This is a genomic window from Paenibacillus sp. O199 (genome assembly GCF_001636635.1).
Classification (GTDB): Bacteria; Bacillota; Bacilli; order Paenibacillales; family Paenibacillaceae; genus Paenibacillus; species Paenibacillus marchantiae.
On sequence record NZ_LGRP01000003.1, the window covers coordinates 280331 to 301488 of the forward strand.

Genomic DNA, 21158 nt, shown 5'->3' on the forward strand with positions numbered 1-21158 from the left:
AAATGTGAATGTTGGGTTATTGGAAGGAGGATGAAATGGAACTTAGCCCGTATGGATATATACACTTTCGGAAATCTAGCGAACGCAAACTTAGCCACGATGAAGACTCGTTTTGGTATCATTGATGAACATGCAAAGCCGTGGAATTGACTTGTCCCCCTTGCCATAGACCTACAACATTTGGAGGTGGGATTACCCTTATAATGGATTATAACCATGCTGAAGAAGTTTTAACTGTCATTCTGGAGCAAGTTGAAGAAGTATGCTGGCGTGCACGTGCAGCCAAAATGATTGACATATCATTAGATTAGGGAAAAATTATTCTGCAGATGCAGGAGCAGGAGGATTCAATAAAGATATGGAATGCTCGGGCCAACAAAGGCATAGTGCCAAACAAAACCAGCCTGACAGGTGTTGCAAAACAGGCGGATCGCAGGTGCCAGAAGATACAGCCGTTTACTGCACATACTCCGATGGCGAATTTTACGAACCCGGTTACTTGCTTAACGAATCGCCGCGTGTGTCGAAAGGCAGAGCGGGCACGCTTGGGTGTAGTCTGCCGGTGTGACTTCCATATGAATGGTTTGTGCATCCATTTCCAGCACTTTTACTACGCGTACCTCTGGTAAATCAAGCAATATATCAGTATACTGGTTGTGCATCTGTCATTCCCTCAAGTTGGATTGGTCGCACAACCATCTTACGGAATGTACAGATGTTTTTCTATGTTTATGGATTAAAGCATACACATTCGTTAGTTTCAAGCACTGCGTTTTGTATAGATCCAAAATTTATTTGATTTATTAAGTGATTATTTAGATATTATGTAAGAGTCAAATAAATCACTAAATATCCTTTCATTGCCTAATCAACAATTACATATGGATAATGTTTATCAACATTTAAACAGTTAAGTTCGGTGAAAATCACTATTCTAGTAAGAGAAGGTAATCTGATAGAGAGTATCATCAATAACATAAACAAATTGAAAAAAAATAAATGAGGGTGATATCGGTAGTTGCCGGCCAATATTTGTGGAAGAAAGTTTAATAGATAAGCAATAAAATGAGAACCCCGTCACTCTCGGAATGAGGATGAACGGGGTTTCATGATCACAAACAGCAAGTCAGTGAGGTTAATTGGATATTTAGTTTTAATAACGGCAGGCAATCGATCTAACTACTCATTTTGATGGGAATGTCTTTATTGTACGCAGAATACTGGCAATATGCAGATAATTTTTTGATTTAGATAAAATTAAGGTTTCTATATTTTTTCTGAAAATAAATACAATTATTGATAAAGTTAAAGCAAGTAAAAGATTTAAGAAGACACTCGTGATATCAGTCCAGTCTGTAATTTTGCTGACATACGTATTCCAGAACGGGAATACAAACGCTGAGACAATTGCGAAAGGTAACCATCTTGTTTTTCTGTAGCTTTCACTCTTGTCCGTAAAGAAGTTTATCAAATAATCAAGTTGGTCTTTATCCCTCTTACCTTCCTTTTTTAAAAAATCGTCTACTGCTTCACAATGAATTGAGAAGAGTATCTGTGTATTGAAGTTTATTGAGAGATTAGATACTAGGAATGAAAGATCATTATGTTTTTTTTCAATATAACGATTTGAAGAATCCACTGAACCGATCATAGAAAAAAAACCTATTAACAATAAAACAGCAAATGTCGGACCATAAAATCCAGGAGCTTCGGCATCTTGAAGAATAAGCATGGTTACAAAAACTAACATTATGAGTAGACTAAAAGCGATTACAGCGATCCATTCCAAAACAATAGAACGTTTATCCATTATCGTCTTTTTTCGAGTATTTTCCTTAAAACATATCTCATATAACCTCATTTTTATCTTTTGGTCATTCACTGAATGGCTAAGCTCTTTAGAATTTGTTGACCTTGCCCCTCTACCAACACTCTTCGTATTCCTTACATATTTGCTCATTAGCACCCCCCCATTGTATTTATCGGTAAAAACAGCACATAATTTAATAATTTTTGGATATATATGAAGTTAGAGCTGTTATAAACAAATCTCAGAATATATTCGACAGCAGTGAAAGTAATGAGGTACTATAATGGATCTCACTGGATGGTGTTGTCTAGATACAAGGTAGAAGTTAAAAACACATCTTCTTCTATTGAAGAGAATTACTTATTTCAGCGAATATCAGTCTTTAAACACTTCCGTCGTTTTATTAAAACAATTTTTGGAAGACATAATAGTAAGATATATGCTGAACTGAATAATGAAATGAATAGACATATTAATGAAATACTCAAGTTTTCTGTTCAAAATATAATTGAAGCCACTAAGCCACCCTACTACTTGAGTAATAATTAAATTCTGTTAAACAGCAAAAATATTGTTAAGACTCATCCGGTTGGATGGGTTCATTTTATTTTGATTCAATACACGCATTTGCTAGGTATAATGTGGGTGATTGGGAAAGCTTCGCTATAAATGCCAAGCTAATTTTATCATTAGCCCAGCAAATTGATCGACAGGAAGTTCGGTACAATTCGGCTGCTAAACTAAATCATAGGTGTCGTTACGATTCTTATACAGGTCCAGATAAAATTCTGATTTGGTTATTGGACGAATCCATGGAGGTGGTAAATTATATTCTATGGCTTTTCGCAAAACAATTGAACAACCTATCCCGCTATTGGAAACAAACCTAACTGCTCCAATCTTAGAACAGTTTGGCGAAGAATTTGTTAGAATTGCCCAAGAGAGCGTTTCCTTCGATGCACCGTATGTAGAGTGTATTGGTCTGTCTGAAAAATTACTTAGCACAAATACATTGATTGATAATAAGATTTATTGATGCAAACTAATCGCCTTTTATTAATTATTTGGTAAAATCAATATATAGTGGCGAACAAATGCGAACATCAGCTTGACAAGCACAACATATTGATTTATTATAAAATTGGAAATGATGCCTAATTCGAAATGAAGTGATTAAGTTATCGCACCAAAGAGGTGAAAACAAATTATCTGGTGACAAGATGTCTAGTCTTGCCTCTAAAGTACTGCAAAGCCCTAAGTACAGTAATACCAGTAAGTCCTTAACTGCATAGTCCAAAAAGAGTAAGAACTAATTGGGGCGAAGCTTATGATTTCTTAATCAAGATACGATCATTCCCTATGAATGGAGTAGACATCATGTATGTCCTCTTGTAGGAGCCGCTAACTATATGAGGTTAGTGGTTTTTGTTTTAAGAAATGCACAGGGTTATCTCCGTAAATAATTTGAACAGTTGACGGTGACAAACAACGTGATATTTAAGAAAGAGCCATCGCCAAGAATAGCCTTAAAAAACTTACCGATATAGATAGGATGGAGAACCGTCGTGACGACAAGAAGTTCGTCTCGGGCCACGTGACCTTCCGCACCAACTGATGCAATGTGCTGATATTTCGAACGATTTGATAAATAGGGTAAAAGTTCCAATAAGTTACAGCGAATATTGGGTAGAAAAGTCGGCTCGCCATACATTCACCCTGTTGTTAATTGAGTTATTCATAGATAATTTATATTGATATTTGTGTCAGTAATCTTCTATAGTCCGTTATGAGTGCTAACGATGGTTAGACATGGGGAGATTGTAGTAGATGCGCTAAATAAAAAAAAAGCGTAAGTGGTGGCACACTCCGCTTGTTTTCAGCAATCAAATTGTGAGAAGAGGCATTCTCACCTAAAAAGAAGGTATCGGTGTAGTGCGAACTACACAATTACATATGTATAACTGTGGAACCTTACTTATATGTATACGTCATGAGCGACGGATATCCCTCTTATTTTCAAAAAAATAATGAAAGAAGGATGAACTTGTTATGACTATTGAACTGGAATCAAAAGTATCTTCTTTATTAGAGGGTATCGCATCGCGACTGGACATTTCCCCTACTAAATATAAGCAAGCTGTCGACAGATATACTGCCGTTAGTAGCTGGATTGCTGAGGGCGGGTTTGAAGGTGTGGAGGATATTCATTTTTACCCACAAGGTTCATTCAGACTCGGGACTGTTACAAGACCAATACGAAATGGAAAAGATGCTGATTATGATATCGATTTAGTAAGTGAATTTAAGATTACGAAAAAAAGCATTACTCCACAAAAATTAAAGGAAGTCGTAGGAACACGAATTGCAGAGCATGAGAAGTATAAAAAGATGCTGGATGAAGAGGGGCGACGTTGTTGGACCTTGCTTTATGCAGAAGAGGATGGAGTAGGATTTCATCTTGATGTTCTGCCCGCTACTCCCGAGGATGCCCCATTGAGAACGAGTCTTATTGACTCTAGAATAGCCGAGAAGGCAATTGCAATTACTCATAAGAATAAGGACTGTACTTATAAGTGGTCTTCTAGCAATCCCCGTGGTTATGGTGATTGGTTTGATGATATTAATAAAACTGTCTTTGAATCTGCAAAATCATTGCAACAGCGCAGCCTTTTTGAAAATAATAGGGACATATATGCAAGTATTGACGAAGTTCCGGACGCGCTTATTAAGACTCCTTTGCAGCGAGCGATCCAGATATTAAAACGTCACCGGGATGTACGTTTTACAAATCATCCTTGGGCATTAGATAAACCAATCTCAATGATAATTACAACTTTGGCTGCCAGACTCTATAATGGTGAGCCAAATGTATTTTTAGCTCTACGTAATATCGTGAATGAGCTCGATGAACTGTCAGCTTTCTTAAAACCTGATTATGGCACTAACAAGTCTCTTTATGGGAAAACCTTAATTAAACGTAATGCTGACGGGACTTGGTCAATACCCAACCCAGTTAATCCTGATGAGAATTTTGCAGACCGATGGCATGAGAACGACCACCAGAAGGCAAAAGCCTTTTTTCAATGGGCCTCGTGGGTTAAGGAAGATATTGTAAAGATTATTTCGACAAGTGATGTTGGGAAAATCGTGAAATCATTTGAGTCAAGCTTTGGACAAGTTTCACTCAATGCAGCGAGAGCATTAGGTTTACCGACGAGCGCGGCCATGTCTTCTACACCTATGGTGCATATTGTATCACCTAACAAGCCTTGGGGCGAATCATAATGAATGCACAAATGGTATGGGACCAGTATAAAGAAGTTCAGGAGTGGTTTCCTGATCTTGTATTGATTCCTGCTGACCACAGATACTTCATTCGAGGCACACTTGAATTTCGGGCTGAATTTATGGGAGAGGAAGTTAAAGAATCATTTTTAATTGAAATTGAATTGTTGACAACTTACCCGCAATCTCTCCCAATTGTAAAAGAATTGGGAGGGAGGATTCCTGCCTCGTTTCATAGATTTAACGATGGATCGTTATGCCTAGGTGCACCACTGGCTTTAAGAATTTCATTTTCGAAAGCCCCCACTTTACTGGGTTTTATAAAAGAGTTGGTCGTTCCATACTTGTATGCTTTTTCCTACTACAAGGCTAACAATCATGAATTTCCTTACGGAGAGTTAGAGCACGGTGCTAAAGGAATTTTCAAATATTACAAGGAGCTTTTCCAGGTTGATTCTGATGGTAGGGTTCTAGAGATTTTATACCGCTTGTCCTTTAATAAAATTCGTGGGCATTTGCCATGTCCTTGTGGAAGTAAATTTAGGGTAAGAGATTGTCATGGATCCATGTTCATTGAATTGTATAAATATCAAGGGGCTTCCGAATTTATACATGATCTGAATTGCTGCTGGGATTATGTAAAGGCTAACGGAGAGGGGAGAGTAATTTAATTGGCTAATTCAAGAAAGCCATTATCAGCAGGAGAAAATTTGGATTTATGGCTGAGATCAGGCGGTATGTGTGCAATTTGCAAGAAACAATTAATTCTAGAAGAACTAGGGACAAAGACTAATATTGGTGAAAAGGCTCATGTAATCGGTCATGGGGAGAAGGGGCCTCGTCGAGAGCAAGGGAAAATGTATGGAATCGATGAAACCAATGTTGACAGCTCTAATAATTTGGTTTTTCTATGTAGTGAACATCATAAATTGGTCGATACACAAAAAGATATATATCCAGCTGAAAAGCTGTTTGAGATAAAGAAAAATCATGAAGAATTTGTAATGTCAAGATTGAATATCAATAATAAATCGATTGCACTAATTCATAAAACCATGCATGGTCCCATAGATCAGATTATACTTCCTCAACAAATTGATAGTGTTCTAGTGGAATGTATTTCATACCAAGAACAGTTTATGGATTTTTCCCAAAAAGGTTGGGAGAAAGGTAAAGTAGATAACGAAGGAATACACAAGATATTTATTGATTCATACAAAGCATATAATGGTGTTCGAGCTGAGATTTTTCCACTTTCTCCAATTCCATTATTAATCCATTTAGGTACATTGATATCTGATACCGTTCCAGTGACAGTTTATCAGTATGATCGATATAGTCAAGTATGGGTTTCAGCCGCTCCGCATCACTTAATGGGCGTGTTACCTGATCTTGACCTCAAAGTTTCATATACCAATGTTCAAGCCAAAACTTTGACATGTATGATCTCGGTAAGCTATCCAATTCATCTAGAAGATGTTAAGGCGGTTGTGAACGATTTTGACTTATTAAATATTTCAGTTGCACAGCCAAGCGTAGATTTAGTGTTGTATAGAGAGCATGTGTCACAGGTAGTTAAGTTATTTAAATCAAACGTGGAGAAATTACATGAAAAAAATCGTTATAATGACATCCATCTTTTTTATGCAGGACCCGCTGGTTTAGCTGTTGAATTAGGACGTTGTATAAATAAGAACACTTTACCGTATATACATCTTTACCATTATAGATTCCGTGAATTGCCACGACATCAATTCGCTCTAACTGTCTAGCATTCAAGCCCCAGAAGCTCTACCGAGTTCACCCTAAGGAGAACGTCCATCACAGGGGTTATTGCTCTTTTCTCTTACCGCTTACAAGAGAGGACCTCGAGCGAATTAAATCCGTTAGTCTTAAAACTACTGCTGCAGGAGAACTTATGATTGCAGAGGGTATGAGTATCATAACCTTATAAAAGGCGAGAGGCTACGTTAACGGGAAACGTTAGTTCAAATTACAACAACGGCAGTCTAAGACTTTTTTATCAAGTCTTAGACTGCCGTTGCTTTCATTACGACGAATTTAAAAATGCTGTAACTAAAGTGATAGCATTTTTTACCGATTGTATTATTTAACAAATAGGCATAAATAAAATAGACATTCTTCTGTTAATTCAGCTATTCCAGATGTTCTTAATAATGATGACTAATTAACCTGAAGTCATCGCTTTTCTCATCTATAAAACTAAGAGAAATATGGAAAAAATCTTATGGGTCTGATAGACTAGACTAAATTAGCATATTGGCAAGACAAAACTATTTAACGTGGGTTGAAAATGTAGAATAATCAAGCAAATATTACCGTTGATGACTTTTTAGGAGCGCCTCAACTTGATATTGAGAGAGAGTTATACACTTTTTGACCAAGTTTGTTCATCCCCCGTTTTCTTTATTTTTCAATCTTCACGACGATAATTACATAATAAATTGATATGGTTGTAGACGCATACTGCTAAACTCAATAACATACTATCTGAAAAGAACGTTTAATTGAGAGGAGAAATCATGTTTAGAAAAATGACTAACGTAGAAATTAGAGAGCTTAGCCGAACAACCGTAGAATCTCTCGAAATGTGGATAAGAAGATTGATTGATTCTCAAATGCGGAGTGAGTACGGGGAGAGCTACATTTATTTTCAGAAAAGCAGTGGTGACTACATAGTTAAAAAGACAGTCCGTGAAAAAGTAAGAATGCGTAGAGAGATGGAACCTGACAGATTTCCTCGAGATATTGATGCACTAGATCTAGATAACGCTAAGTAAATATTGTTTCATCCCGAGCTATATCCCAAATTTAGAGAAGCCTTAGTTGAAGTTTTTCCCGTTGGAGTTGAAATGGGACGGGCAATAGTGGACAGAATTGTAGATTCTCGTAACCACCTTGCGCACGCTAATCACATATCTACTCGTCAGGCGGAGCAGTCCATTTGCTATTCGCACGATATTATAGATTCTATAAAAAATTATTATACAAAAGTGGGGAAAGAAAAAATGTATAATGTCCCGTCAATTATTCAGTATATGGATTCAATAGGTACCATAAAATATGAGCCGGAAATTAACGCTTCAAGAAACGATGTTGGAGCTCATTTTGCTTTTAATAATAATGAAGAAAAACTCCTTTATCCTGGGGATATACTTACGCTTGAAGTGGAAGTCGATCCTTCATTCTCGGAAGACGATTATAGTCTATGGTGGTCTGTCCAAGATAAAGTTGCTGATGGGGAAACAACTTTAAAATTTTCTTTAAAAATCGAGCCTTCGCATGTTGGAGAAAGATTAGTAATTGAGTGTAGTATCCAAAACCGCAAAACGTGGCATCGGTATGGAGGTTTAGATGATCGTTTGATGGTTTACTATAAAGTGCTCCCCCTCTTGCATAACCACCTTCATAACAGAATTGATTCATCAGAAACAATCATAAAGAGAAAGAGACTAGACTTTATTTTAGCTTGAACAGATATTACAAATTAGAATTAGTACATAAAGGGAGATTACACATGAAGAAGTTGGTTATCAGTAGTGGGCTGCAACTCTCAGGAAATAGTTTCTAATGAATTGGTTTTCACATAATAAAGAAGAGGAACAAACGAAAGAGAATATTCAGGTGGGTTTATTCATTACCGAAAAATGTGATTCAAAAAAGGACCTATATTCTATGGGGCTACTAATTTACCTTCAAACATGAAATTATTTTTAGAAATTTCAAACTCAAATGGATTTACTACTCAAAACACAGTTATTATTCAGAACGGAATGTTTAGCAGCGATTGGTATAACGAAATACCCGGTGATTATCAAATATTAGTAACTTCACCATCTCCTATAGATCAAGCCGGAGATGTTAGAGACATTACAAATTATGATAATGGTCTAGAAATGGCTTTTGAAGAATATGCCCCGAGTATTCATTATCACAAAATTGCGGATGTACAAGATATTGCCTCTAGCAGCGGATGTAATACTCAAATTATTAAGTTTCATGGTGATATGGAGACAAAAGATGAATCAAGCATAGTTCTTACTGAGTCAAGTTTCTTTGACCGTTTGGACTTCGCTTCTCCTTTGGATATTAAATTCCGTTCCGAAATATTAGGGGAATCGATATTGTTCCTTGGCTACAGTCTGAACGACTTCAACATTCGAGTACTGCTCTATAAGCTAAATCAGACATGGAAATCCTTTAACTCCTCTACTGCCCGTCCTCCTGAATTGGATTTTGACTAGCCCAAATCCAATTCAGGAGGCTATCTTAAAGTCTCGCGTCATATCACCTATTATTTCCAGTAACCCGGATCCACGAGAAGGAACGATTTCTTTTTTGGAGACGCTAGTTGAACGGACCGGGAAGCTGAATTTATCTTGCGGAATATAAAATCAAATTAAACACGGAAGGAAAGATTAGATCATGAGTTCACAAGCAAATACATCAGAGAAGCAAGACGAAGTAATTATCGGGGCAAGAGCACTTGGAGACCAGATTTATAAGATTATGCCGACTTATGATCTTTTACTAGAACAATTAAATGATGTTCGAGCATCTGCTGCCCAATACCCTGATAAACGTCAAAAACAGAGGACTGAATTAAATAAGCAAGATTTCAACAATACGGTGGGGATTTTTGGACCGAGAGGTACTGGGAAATCATCTGCACTCTATACGCTCCGAGATAAGTTGTCCGCAGACAAGAGTAACATATTGCTCCCACTTATCGAGCCAGATAACTTTGGGGAGAACACAAAGATTATCGGTTCCATTGTCGGATTGTTATGTGAAGAGGGTAAAAAGCTTCTACAAATTTTGAAGAATGAATCAGAAGTGCCTGAGAAACTTAATACATATTTCAATAACCATACTCTGAAGCCAAATAACCCGCTTAAACAAATCATTGATGAGACAATAGAATATCATTTGTACACCGAGAGCCAATATCGTGACATACTGGGACAGAACTACGCTGATTTCGCCACTCATATCCGCAAATCAGAACGCTTATTAATTCCTGATATCGAGTTTAAGAAAAAACTAATGTTACTGATAGATACGATTGTTGATTTAAAAAGATCATTAAGTTCTCAAGAGCAAAGTCATCATAATGACACTTTAAAGGGAGATGGCACATCTGGAGTTCCGCTCATTTATATCTTTATCGACGATATTGACTTAAAAACTTCTAAAACTAGGGAATTGATGGATGCCCTTTTGCAATATACCAATCATCCAAATATCATTACAGTTCTGTCTGGAGATTATGAAATTTTGACAGAATCATTGACTCTGGCATTATTGCAGGATGAACCGCTTCAAGAGCTTGGGTTAAATGCCTATGACTCATTGAAATTGTTAGAGAGAAGGAGTAGTGAGATTGGAGATAATATTGAAATTTTCACAATTCTTAAACGAAAGACTGGCCTGGCTCATGAATATCTGAAAAAGATCATACCACCAGCCAGACGTCATCAACTGGTGAAATGGAACGAGAAGACAATTCCAAATTTTGCTTTCGGCGAAGAGACACTCTTAGACCAGCTAGTTAAGCTTATGGGGGAATGGTCTATATTTAGCTATAAAGGATGGGACGACAGAGAAAATAAAGTAACTAGTAAGGCGATAAAGAGTAGCTATTTAATTTTCGATGAACGGCCTCGGGGAATAGTTAATGCTTATTATCACCTTAATCAACTGTTGAAAGCATACCAAGATGAAAAGTCGAACGAGATAGAGAAACATTTTCAATTAGTTAAGGCATTTATTGATACTTTGATCTTATCCAATACTAAACTCCTACCTCATCAAGAGTTTGTTTATGAAAAATTTTTGCTATGGGGGAGCGATGCGAAAAGCTCTTCAATTCAATATGAAGTATTAGAAGAATTGACCGAAAAAATTGAATTAGAAAGAGAACTTAAAGATTTAAGGATTGCTTTATATGTAATCGGTGAGATTGTTAGTAGCATACTTCCTGACGTTCTGCATGTTCAAGCAAGCTACTTAAGCTGGCGAAAAAGAGTAATGCATGATTTATTGGCTGTACCGGAAGAATTGAGAAAATTGAATGATTATACAATTACAGAAAAGTATCTTAATAGAAACCAATATTCAGAATATCGTTTATTCTTCCTCGTGGAGACAATCGCCGTCTTGGCAAAACCTGAAATTTCTGCTCTGTTGACTGAATTAATTTCAAATACAGATTTAGAGTTATATTATAAAAATAGGTGGGATTCCGAAGATGCTCAAAATCAGGACGAATTTGTAATTAACACAATTCATGAACTTTTACTTCAAGAAGATAGAATGAGACAGCAAAGTCAATCGACTCAATCGACGAGACAAAATGCAGATAACACTACTTTCTCTTTTTTTGACGAACTCTACCATCAAGCTTATTACAATCAGGATAATGATAAGAGTGTATTGGCGAACTTTAGCCTCAACCTCCTAGAATCATTGTGTGCAAAAACAGCAGAAGTCGTGACAACAGAACGGCAATTTAAGATAATGATGGAAGAATGGGACATTGTTCTCGAGAGAACAAAAAATAATGCAGAAAGTGATGCGAAAAAGTGGATTGAATATACGAAGTTACAAGCTATGAGGGCATTATTCTTAAACTCTATCATTTTCATTAAGAACGAGGGTACTATAGACTATAAATTTGATGAAAAATCCAAGCATATTGGGCACACTTTAAGCATTATTAACACCGAAAGCGAGAACTTAAGGGACTTATCTAAAGTGCCAGATGCAGTATATTCGACAATAGAGAATAGGATGAAAAGTTTTGCGAGAGACATTTTATTGAAATTCACTAAAAATGATGTACCCGTTAATTTGAATAAACTAGACCCAAATGAAAGAAATAATTTTCTGAAGGAATATTCTGGAGTAAGCTATACTCGTTATGATCAAGCCAAAGTAGCGTTACGAGTTATTTCAAGTACTGAAGACCCAACTTTTGATTTATATTGGTATGTTATGGATGAAATAGAAAAATTGTCTCAAAACACTAGGGTTTACTATGGTAGGAAAGAAGCTTCGCTTTTCCTACCTATGCTAAGAAATGCTTCAATGTTTACAATCAGTGCTTTTTCTGAGTTGGAAAAAGCTACAATTCAACAATATGCTAAGTACGTTGGAGCCAATCATAGCGAGACACAGATGGACGAATATGAGAAATCAAAGAAATTTATTCAATTAAAGCTAAATGAATCACACAATCAATTACAGTTGAGGACGATAGCAGATATTCAAGGTTATAACCTTGAATTAAAAGATTTAGATAGTGACCAACTCTCTGAAAATGAGAAAAAAAAATTAAGCGAACAAACATTTTTTTATGCGGAAAGTGAAATGGTACAAGATTGGGATTTATCAGGAGATATAGAACATGATTGACAAAATAACTCTTCTTATTAACATTTCACTTTTCCCTTTCCAGAATATCCGCTTCATTGGTCAGCATGAGATTCTAGCGGCTTTAGGCTATATAGATGAGAAAAGTGAAGTGGGAAAGGAAGCTCGTCGAAAAGCACAGAAGCATCTTCAAATACAAATTCAAAATGAAATCCTGCGAAAAGCGCGCCCTAAAAGTATGGATGAAATTTATCTCCTAATGCAAAAGTTCTATCCAATGCTTTGTAACGACGATGAAGCCAAGCGAGCAGGGTTTCGTTATGACTCTTTTAGAAGTTCAATTCCTATAGAGAAGAAATTGTATCTTCATTATTTTCAAATATTAGAGGAGTTTGGGGATTCACTAATCTCTTATCGTGATGGAGACGTCGTGTTCAAATATTGGAAGAATGATGTGAATCATGACAAACAGTGGAAGTTTATTGATTTCATGGAGCATTATAAGGGGCAGGATAAGGTCCACTTTTTCCATGCAATAAGTAGGTTTATTCCACTTGATATAATAATCATACTACACTTTATAAAAAATGGGCTATACGATCCCATACAGCTTCATGAGTTCTATCAACATATCAATTTGGCGGATGCAGCCCTGGATGACATCTTGCGAAGAGGAGTGGCAGAAAACCATATCCATGCTTCGGCAGCGTTCAACTTCTCTATTCTATGGCAGGCTGTGATGAACGGACGCATTGAGGCAGGGTATCTCAAAAAATTTCAACCCAACCATCTTGCTGCTTCACAGCAAGTGGAATCATACATTTTGACAGCAAGACTTCTTCGCTATATCATGACACTATATCTAAAAGATCAGGTCTTTAAAAATCATTCAGATGCATACCAGGCTGAATTTTTTGCCTATGAACATGATCCGCTCTTTAAATGGCTAAGAAATAACTTTGCTGAGGAAGATCCAGAGACGTTACAGATATTAATGAATCTACTTAGGGATCGGGACTGTGCGTTTCTCCCAGCCGAAGATTTGATTAGCGCTATTGATCGAATCAGACTCGCTTTTACCGATGTCGAGGAACCTGAAGATCTAGACTTTATCTTTAATATTTTTCCTAATCATCGCGGTGTTAACACGTACGGTGAAAACATTTTTTTGCATCTCGCTTTGCTTTATAAGCATCTATTCCAGCAATCACCTGCGTATGTAGAAAATTTTGAACAATTTTTTCGTACATTTTACATCTACTTGTCGATCAAAAATGAATTTTACCAACAAGTCACCCAGCCGACAGTCATGTATGGACTCGATTTCTTCCGAGGATATTTTGATCGAGCCACAGATGGCATTGTTAAAAACGGGGACTATTATAAAACGATGCTGCGAACGTTATTCCAAAATCGTTATTTAAAAAAAGTAGAGCTACGAATCTCTATCAAAAATAAGTTGAATACCAATAAGAAAACTTTGCTTGAAATCTTAAGTTCATATCGTGATGTAATTCGTGAAGATTACGGGGTTGAGGACGATCCTCAAGTTGAATTTCCAATGCTCGGTATTGTCTATCATCTCATCAAACAGCCGGATAACTCGAATAAAGATTTGTGGCTTTATGATGAAGAGCGGAATCATACGCTGAAATCACTGCACTTCGGCAATTTGCAAGAAATGTACATCAAACAAATACAGCATTTGCAGGAACTACGTAAAGTAGTGCCAATGGCTACAAACTTTATTGTCGGACTAGATGCTGCAAGTCTGGAAAATAACACACCTGTGCAGGTGTTCGCCCCAGTCTTTGAAGAAGCACGTGATAGTAAATATGATGCACTCCGGATCGTCGATCCGGAAGGGAATATTTTACCTCGACAAAGCTTGTTCTTTACATTTCATGCAGGAGAGGACTTCCGACATCTAATTTCAGGTCTTCGTCGTATCGATGAGGTTATTCGTTACTGTAAGCTGCATGCAGGAGATCGAATTGGTCATGGTATAGCACTGGGAGTTCACATACCCGACTGGGTAAGGCATAATCCGTTGGTTATCCTGCCTCGTGGTGAGTACTTGGACAATTTGCTCTGGATCTGGGGAGTATACAGTTATACCCCTAAGCTACAGACAGAAACGTTGGTTTATTTAGAGCGAACAATTGACCGGATTGCTGCAGAATTGTTTGGAGAAGTTGTTTCTGCGGGTGATTTACGTATTCCCGTATTGTATTCCGTTTATGAACGTAGATTCAAACGACGCACAAAAGAAGTAATGAAACTTCAACAACTGAAAGAAAAATCAGGTGATGAGCAAGAATACGATCGTACAATGAAACTCCAAGATAAGTTATATGTAGCTTATCATCAGGAAGCAACATTACGAAAAATGGAAGAACCCATTTATGTCATGGCTAATGAAATTGAACAGATAATGATGAGTGACATGCAGATTTATCTAATCCAGAAGGTTTCCACTAGCGGAATTGTAATTGAGGTTAATCCTTCATCAAATGAAGCGATCGGAGAAATTGATTCAGTATTTGGTAATCAACTCTTTAAACTGCAATCTGCAGGGAATATAGAGCTAACCAATGTTCTTGTGAATGTAAACTCTGATGATCCGATGGTCTTTAATACCAATGTTAGTAACGAACTCGTTTATATCTATTATGGCATGCTTCAACAAGGGATGGGACGTGATGCGGCTCTTGACTGGATTGAGAGTTTACGAAGAGCAGGGATGGACACTTCCTTTATCCGAGGAGCTCGCAGTCGCAAGCAGTATCTACAAATTCTTGATGTGACAATTGCCGCTTTGCAAACATACGCATCTCCCGTTTAATACGAGACGCTAGCTATCCTTATTTAATATTTGTTTGAGTTTTTGTATACACTGAAAAGTTGATCGAATAGGCCCGAGGCAGCCATCCTATTGGCGCAGCCTCGGGCCTTTAAGTTTTGGTATGGAGAAACGATTCAGGAGGAGAAGAATAGGGCGAACGAGGGGCTACGTTATGAAGAGAGATATCATCCTACAGCCTTTTTTTAAATTTTTCGAATTTGTGTGCTGATTAACTAAAAAGCAGCAAAAGCAGTTTTTGTTTAATGTGTTAGTTGATCATGTGCCTGTTGAGCTAGATTACGGACATGTTCAATAGATTTGTTTTGAAGCATAGATTGTAAGATTGATTTAAGATTGTGATTTCAACATCGGTTGCACACCGTCTGCCATATCTATCCCACTCAAAATTGAATTAAGTGTTACTTTTCTCACTTGTACCTCATCATCTTGAAGAAGCCGATCCACAAAGTCACTCGCATCATGCTCCTTTATATTTCGTAAACCTGCCGCAGCTGCGACCCTTATCTCAGGAATGGAACTCCTTGTTCCTTCGCGTATAACGTCCATGGATTGCTCATTTTGAATGAGACTGGAAGCATAAACTGCCCGAGGAGCAAGTCTGGGATTTCCTTTCCAGTAAAAATGGAACAGCATCTGATCCAAGCCTAGACACTTCATCGTAATCAGGTTCTTCCCGGTCGAGAAGTTTAAGTATTCGCTCCATCATAAACTAACCTCCTAATTGTATTATTAACTTCACATAAATCAGACTATTGTATACTCACTTTGAATCATAGTATCAACTTCTGAAGAAAGCACATGTCCGATCTCATGCGCTAGGGTCTAGCGGCTAGCTACCCGGGTAATGACAGCTCCTGGGCGATTGGCAGGATATGCAGCACATCCATTTAAAGGAGGAATCGTGAACCTTACTAAGTAAACTACTAATTCTCTAGAACCGACAGAGTTTCTATTATTAAATAGAAGCTCCTGCTCGTTCGTCACACTTCCCATCACGCATCTACCCACCTCCAAATCCTCCAATTATACGTATTATTTCTTCGCTCATTACATGCCTCCTCCTTGTCGTAAGTATGTTACGTATCTTTAAGCCTAAAGGTCAGCACCGTTTCAAAAACATTGATTAGATTTGCTTTCTCAACTAGCTTGAAATCCGATTCCTTCAGAACTAGCTTGTCCCTCTCGGATCGATCGTTATAGTCCCGATTCAATCCTTCTTTTTTTATGATGTCGAAAAGTATTCCGAAATCCGAGAAACTTAGTTGAAGGGTCTTAAATGGCTAGGATTCGCCTGTCATATACAGGCTGACTTCGATTTGTTCCATCGGCATGAATCAGCTCCCTTGTTCTCGTTGGCGAAGGGGCTATCGGTGCTAATATGATAAATGGCTGCAATCTTATTCAACAGTCAACGTGTAAGTCGCTGCGAAAGGGTATTTGTATGAGTACTGTGTTACTTATTGTTAAACTTTGATGTAGCTACTGCCCGATCAGTCATGTACAAATGAATAATAGATGCAACTCACAATAATACCTTTTGGTCTATAGCGATATTAATTGAGTCCGATGGAAATGTCATGACTTTTTCTGGAGAAAATATCACTGCTGCTAAATAACTGACGTGATAATGATTATCAAACCTTCGACAGATGAAGCTGTTTTATTAGTTAGCCTTGAGTATAGTACAACGAACAAAGCCGCCCTACCGCCCATTATGATGTTGGATCCTAATGGGGACAATTGGATTGGCGATGAGGAGAGCCAATTGATCGGTAGGCTAGAAAGATGACTAATACAACCATTTCATACGAGATAAAATTTGGGCTGGATCAGCAAAAGGTCATTTCCGCTCAGCAAGAACCGAGATCGGATCTAAATGGGTTGTCAATCAACGTAGGGGAATCAAAGGATATATACTTCCTCGATAAGCCTAATTTGCAACTGTATAACTCGCTACGTCTTCGCGTACTTGGATCGGGGTCATCGGCATGTGGGTACAAGTATGGCCGCTCTGACGGTGACAGGAGTCGTTGCTCTTATTTTGTGGGAGGCAAGAGCTCAGAGGCTAAGCCTGAATAACGATTCAATCCGATCGATTTTGAGCGAATGGTACGCCATAATCCGCCGAGGCAGAGTCAGGGCTGGGACCGTCGTGGAGAGTGGATGCACAAAGCGGCTACTGAGAAGAACAGAAAATAATGTTGATAACGATTGGAGGATAAAATAACTTGATAAGCACTACTTAAAAGCAACCCTTAAAGGTTGATTGACAATCCTGTTATTTGAAATATGATTCAGGAATTTAGTAAAGATCATTATACAAAGTTATTAAAACATTTAGTCCCTTACCCTACACGCCATGTCATCAAAACTCATATTCAACCAATATTCCATTCTACACCTAGATTAGAATACGTTCCTATCTGGGTCTAGATCCATTAAAATTTTGAATCGTGGGATAAAATGGAAAAATCATCAAGCGTATAAACTCATATAAGCATTGGGACAATAGTATTAAATTTCATTTTAGAGCTAATAAAAAAAGAAACGAGGCTGACTATGATTGAACTAGGGATAACTAAAGCTATTTTGCTTCCAACTCCTGATCAAATGACCGCGATTGATGCCTATAACTGGATAAATCCTTTTTCTGCTTTAGTTGAAGAAGGCAACATTTCAGTATTCTTTAATTATGCGAAGAATAACGGTGACGAGAACAGGCAATATGATATTTTTCTACTAGAAACAGGTATGGCTCCATCTAACAAAAACTTTTTACCCATATCAACTATTGAAATTAATAATAAACAATTTCATGCTTGTTTCACGGAGCGAGCGTTGGGACCAGTAGATACAGATGAACAAGGAATTGAAAAGCTACTCTTAGAGCCCACACCCAACGTCGCTACGGCAATTCGGGACTTAACCTCATTTCATCCTTTTTCAGCTTTGATTGAGCATGACGGAAAGATAGCACTATACTACAGATATATGAAAAGAGCTAACAACGAAGATACTTATGTTTATTATGTCTATTTAAGGGAAACAGGAACTTTCCCAGTTGACAATTTATCATTACCTATTACAACTGTTATGATATCAGGTAGGCCACTGCATCTAATGTATGAGGGCCGCAGGCCAACTGACCCTCCACCAATTTAATCGAAATAGAATCAATAGGTTAACTTATCTGCAGTATCTACACCTACCCCGAAAGAGGCAGAATGCCGGCCTGTATTTGGCTCTTCGTTATTTAAGAACATGGTATTATTGCAGGATTTTATTATCGTCTAATTTTAGTCTATCTGAATATTAAGGCTCAAACGGCCACCTTTGGTACTTTAACTCAAGGATGAGACTGAACAGGGAAACATGTCACAAGTGATGCTTTATTGAGTTGTGCATCCTTAAAGGCGAGGTATGCTTAATATTTTTTTCTTTGAACAAATGTGCTGTATGCTGACCTAAATGGAAACGAGGCAGCTGTCGATTTACTTTCGTGCAAGCGTGAACTGTTCACCATTTCAGCTCACAACAAATCTTGTGAGCTCTTATGTTTTTTCTATCCTTATGGTGTGGGGCGGACCACTATTTCAACTACATCCACGTCATTTGGTTGCTCAATTGCGAAAGCAATAGCTTTAGCGATAGTAGTGGGATAACCCAAGTTCATTCATCTTAAATAGCTGTCGCGATTGTCTTCGTATACAAAATAAGCCATGAATAAATCCTGTTTAGATAGTTGAAATTAAGATTGTAAAAAATTATTAGGGAGGTAAGCTTAATGTCCACCGCAGAAGTTCTCACTGTCAAAAAAATGCCCTATTGGATCAACGATAACCGAGTTGAGTTAGTTGCATCGAATATAATTTGTGATCCTGGTAAGCCAGAACCTGTACCAGTAGAAGTTACGGAAAAAGGGGCAATGATTGAAGATATTTTTTGGGTTATCACCAGTGATCCTAATAATAAAGCACTAAGCATATGTCAGAAGATGCCTAAGAAATTATCAGGAAATAAGTGGGACTTTAAAACTTGGGAGGTTGTTTTTTTTAATCATTCAACTAATCCAATTACGTTCGATCTTTATGTCCAAGTATTACACAAAGCCGGGACCATCGAAGTTGAAATTTAAGAGGGGTGATTATCAATGGAATCACATTTGTATTGGAAAAAGCACTTAGAGCTAAATAAAAAAATAATGACAACGATCCCTAAAAATGGACAAATAAAACATAAAGTTACAGCCGATAATAGAAATAATAATCGAGTAAGAATTAGAGATATTTTTTGGGAGTGTGAAAAGATAGCTCCAGTAGGTATAGTGGAGAAATCGCCAGTTTTTTATGAAGGTGGCCCAAATCCTGATCTCCCTTTAACTTTAGAGTGGAATGTTACTCTTTTTAATAACTCGAAAGAAAATATAGATGTAACTATTTATGCTTTGGAGGAAGAAGATATAGGATTAGTTCAGACAGAAAGTTGAAATTAGCCCCAACCATCATCAGCGCTATTGGAGAAAAGACTTATTCTTGACGAGAACTACTCGATGTCTTTGAAAAATTCATACGCCAAACGTTTCATCGTCCTGAGGAGACGGATGATCTGGCCACTGATATGGTATGGTATGTTTGGACAGGAGAATATAATTCATCTCTCTTTTACCAAAGAGAGATGACAAAGTTTGAAAAGGTTAGAGAAACAAATGTAGGAAAAAAGATATTACAGGAAATTTTCGATGCTGCACAGTCTCAAGGATCATTTTTTATGAGCTAGACAGAACAAATCTCAAGATCAAAAAACATAAATGGATATTATGGTTACTAAGTTTATAACATGTAGACTATTATTTGGGCGTATATCCTGTAGAGCATAGATAGGGAATCAAACATGATGTCGCCAGCAAGAAACTCCTTATAAAACAAGGGTTTTTTAATTTTTGATAGGGAACTTCTTGTCAATTTTTAGTGACATAAAGTTCCCTACCAGGCTGGAATTTGACATGAAGTTCCCAACTGTTTTGGAGAAGAAAAGAAGTTAGAGATCAATTCCTTTTGCTGAGATGAATAATGGATATACATATTCTCATTAGATCATCTGGGTCATAGGAACTCTGATAATCCAGAATTTAATCTAATACTTTCATAGAGTTAATAGGTTTCCAGGAAATCTCGCATAGGGGCTACGGTGAGACCTGTTTGGATATTCTAGCAATAACAACTGAGTTTATTGATAAAGTAACCTATGAAACGTTCCCGAAATCTGGCATCATCCTGTATGTGAGTTGGGTTATTGGAAGGAGGATGAAATAGAACTTAGCCTGTGTGGATATATACACTTTCGGAAATCTAGCCAACGCAAACTTAGCCACGATGAAGACTCGTTTTGGTATCATTGATGAACATGCAAAGCCGTGGAATTGACTTGCCCCCCTTGCCTTAGACCTACATTTGGAGGTGGGATTACCCTAATAATGGATTATAACCAGCTGAAGAAGTTTTAACTATCATTCTGAAGCAAGTTGAAGAAGTATGCTGGCTTGCACGTGCAGCCAAAATGATTGACATATCATTAGATTAGGGGGGAAGTTATTCTGCAGATGCAGGAGCAAGAGAATTCAATAAAAATATGGAATGTTGAAAAAAGTTATATAGAAACGCTGTTTCGGGTTTGTAACTTAAATTATATGCCAAAGTTAGTCATACGAAGATTCAGAACTAGGCGCTTTGACAAGAAGGGTAAACCTGCTGGGTGTAGAAGTAAATCATCATTTCAGTGAGCATTTTGGATGATTATTATGGT

General features: G+C 37.4%; 15 protein-coding genes and 1 pseudogene. 14 read left to right on the top strand and 2 right to left on the bottom strand.

Going from position 1 to position 21158, the window contains the following annotated elements; genetic code table 11:
* The first annotated feature begins 436 nt into the window (after positions 1 to 436).
* Positions 437 to 568 (top strand): hypothetical protein, encoded by a 132-nt coding sequence (locus tag A6049_RS34350; protein ID WP_275078608.1) that lies wholly within the window; start codon positions 437 to 439, stop codon positions 566 to 568.
* A 615-nt stretch (positions 569 to 1183) separates the two neighbouring features.
* On the opposite strand, the gene A6049_RS06350 is transcribed toward A6049_RS34350, so the two are convergent.
* Complete coding sequence (locus A6049_RS06350; RefSeq protein WP_063563822.1) at positions 1184 to 1960, bottom strand: hypothetical protein; 777 nt, start codon at positions 1958 to 1960, stop codon at positions 1184 to 1186.
* Positions 1961 to 2645: 685 nt separating this feature from the next.
* On the opposite strand from A6049_RS06350, the gene A6049_RS06355 reads away from it, so the two are divergent.
* The 9 genes from A6049_RS06355 (at position 2646) to A6049_RS06395 (ending at position 15335) form a co-directional block, all read left to right on the top strand.
* Complete coding sequence (locus A6049_RS06355; protein ID WP_063563823.1) at positions 2646 to 2846, top strand: hypothetical protein; 201 nt, start codon at positions 2646 to 2648, stop codon at positions 2844 to 2846.
* A 1013-nt stretch (positions 2847 to 3859) separates the two neighbouring features.
* A complete protein-coding gene (locus A6049_RS06360) occupies positions 3860 to 5095 on the top strand; it encodes a nucleotidyltransferase domain-containing protein (RefSeq protein ID WP_063563824.1) in 1236 nt (411 codons plus the stop codon).
* The gene (locus A6049_RS06365; RefSeq protein ID WP_063563825.1) at positions 5095 to 5766 is read left to right on the top strand and encodes a hypothetical protein; all 672 of its coding nucleotides are present in this window, start codon (positions 5095 to 5097) and stop codon (positions 5764 to 5766) included. Before A6049_RS06360 ends, A6049_RS06365 begins: the two co-directional genes overlap by 1 nt.
* A complete protein-coding gene (locus tag A6049_RS06370; RefSeq protein WP_063563826.1) occupies positions 5767 to 6867 on the top strand; it encodes an SAVED domain-containing protein in 1101 nt (366 codons plus the stop codon). It begins immediately after the preceding gene.
* A 771-nt stretch (positions 6868 to 7638) separates the two neighbouring features.
* Positions 7639 to 7896: a hypothetical protein gene (locus A6049_RS06375; protein WP_063563827.1), complete on the top strand. Its 258-nt coding sequence runs from the start codon at positions 7639 to 7641 to the stop codon at positions 7894 to 7896.
* A gap of 87 nt (positions 7897 to 7983) precedes the next feature.
* Entirely contained in the window at positions 7984 to 8589 is a 606-nt protein-coding gene (locus A6049_RS06380) for a hypothetical protein (protein ID WP_145921906.1), read from the top strand.
* A gap of 228 nt (positions 8590 to 8817) precedes the next feature.
* Complete coding sequence (locus A6049_RS06385) at positions 8818 to 9360, top strand: SIR2 family protein (RefSeq protein ID WP_063563829.1); 543 nt, start codon at positions 8818 to 8820, stop codon at positions 9358 to 9360.
* A 181-nt stretch (positions 9361 to 9541) separates the two neighbouring features.
* Positions 9542 to 12532, top strand: coding sequence for a hypothetical protein (locus A6049_RS06390; RefSeq protein WP_063563830.1), 2991 nt, complete (start codon positions 9542 to 9544; stop codon positions 12530 to 12532).
* Positions 12525 to 15335: an amidohydrolase family protein gene (locus tag A6049_RS06395; protein ID WP_063563831.1), complete on the top strand. Its 2811-nt coding sequence runs from the start codon at positions 12525 to 12527 to the stop codon at positions 15333 to 15335. Before A6049_RS06390 ends, A6049_RS06395 begins: the two co-directional genes overlap by 8 nt.
* A 348-nt stretch (positions 15336 to 15683) precedes the next feature.
* Here A6049_RS06395 and A6049_RS06400 read toward each other — a convergent pair whose 3' ends face one another.
* Positions 15684 to 16013, bottom strand: a complete 330-nt coding sequence (locus A6049_RS06400; protein ID WP_063563832.1) for a HEAT repeat domain-containing protein — start codon at positions 16011 to 16013, stop codon at positions 15684 to 15686.
* 1902 nt (positions 16014 to 17915) lie between these two features.
* On the opposite strand from A6049_RS06400, the gene A6049_RS06410 reads away from it, so the two are divergent.
* From A6049_RS06410 to A6049_RS33930, 4 genes and pseudogenes are all read left to right on the top strand, one after another.
* Positions 17916 to 18518 (top strand): hypothetical protein, encoded by a 603-nt coding sequence (locus A6049_RS06410; protein ID WP_063563834.1) that lies wholly within the window; start codon positions 17916 to 17918, stop codon positions 18516 to 18518.
* Between the two features lie 622 nt (positions 18519 to 19140).
* Positions 19141 to 19491 (top strand): hypothetical protein, encoded by a 351-nt coding sequence (locus tag A6049_RS06415; RefSeq protein ID WP_063563835.1) that lies wholly within the window; start codon positions 19141 to 19143, stop codon positions 19489 to 19491.
* A gap of 15 nt (positions 19492 to 19506) precedes the next feature.
* The gene (locus A6049_RS06420; protein ID WP_063563836.1) at positions 19507 to 19842 is read left to right on the top strand and encodes a hypothetical protein; all 336 of its coding nucleotides are present in this window, start codon (positions 19507 to 19509) and stop codon (positions 19840 to 19842) included.
* Between the two features lie 50 nt (positions 19843 to 19892).
* Positions 19893 to 20075, top strand: a pseudogene (locus A6049_RS33930) (fructose-bisphosphatase class III); the annotation flags it as partial.
* Between the last annotated feature and the right edge of the window lie 1083 nt (positions 20076 to 21158).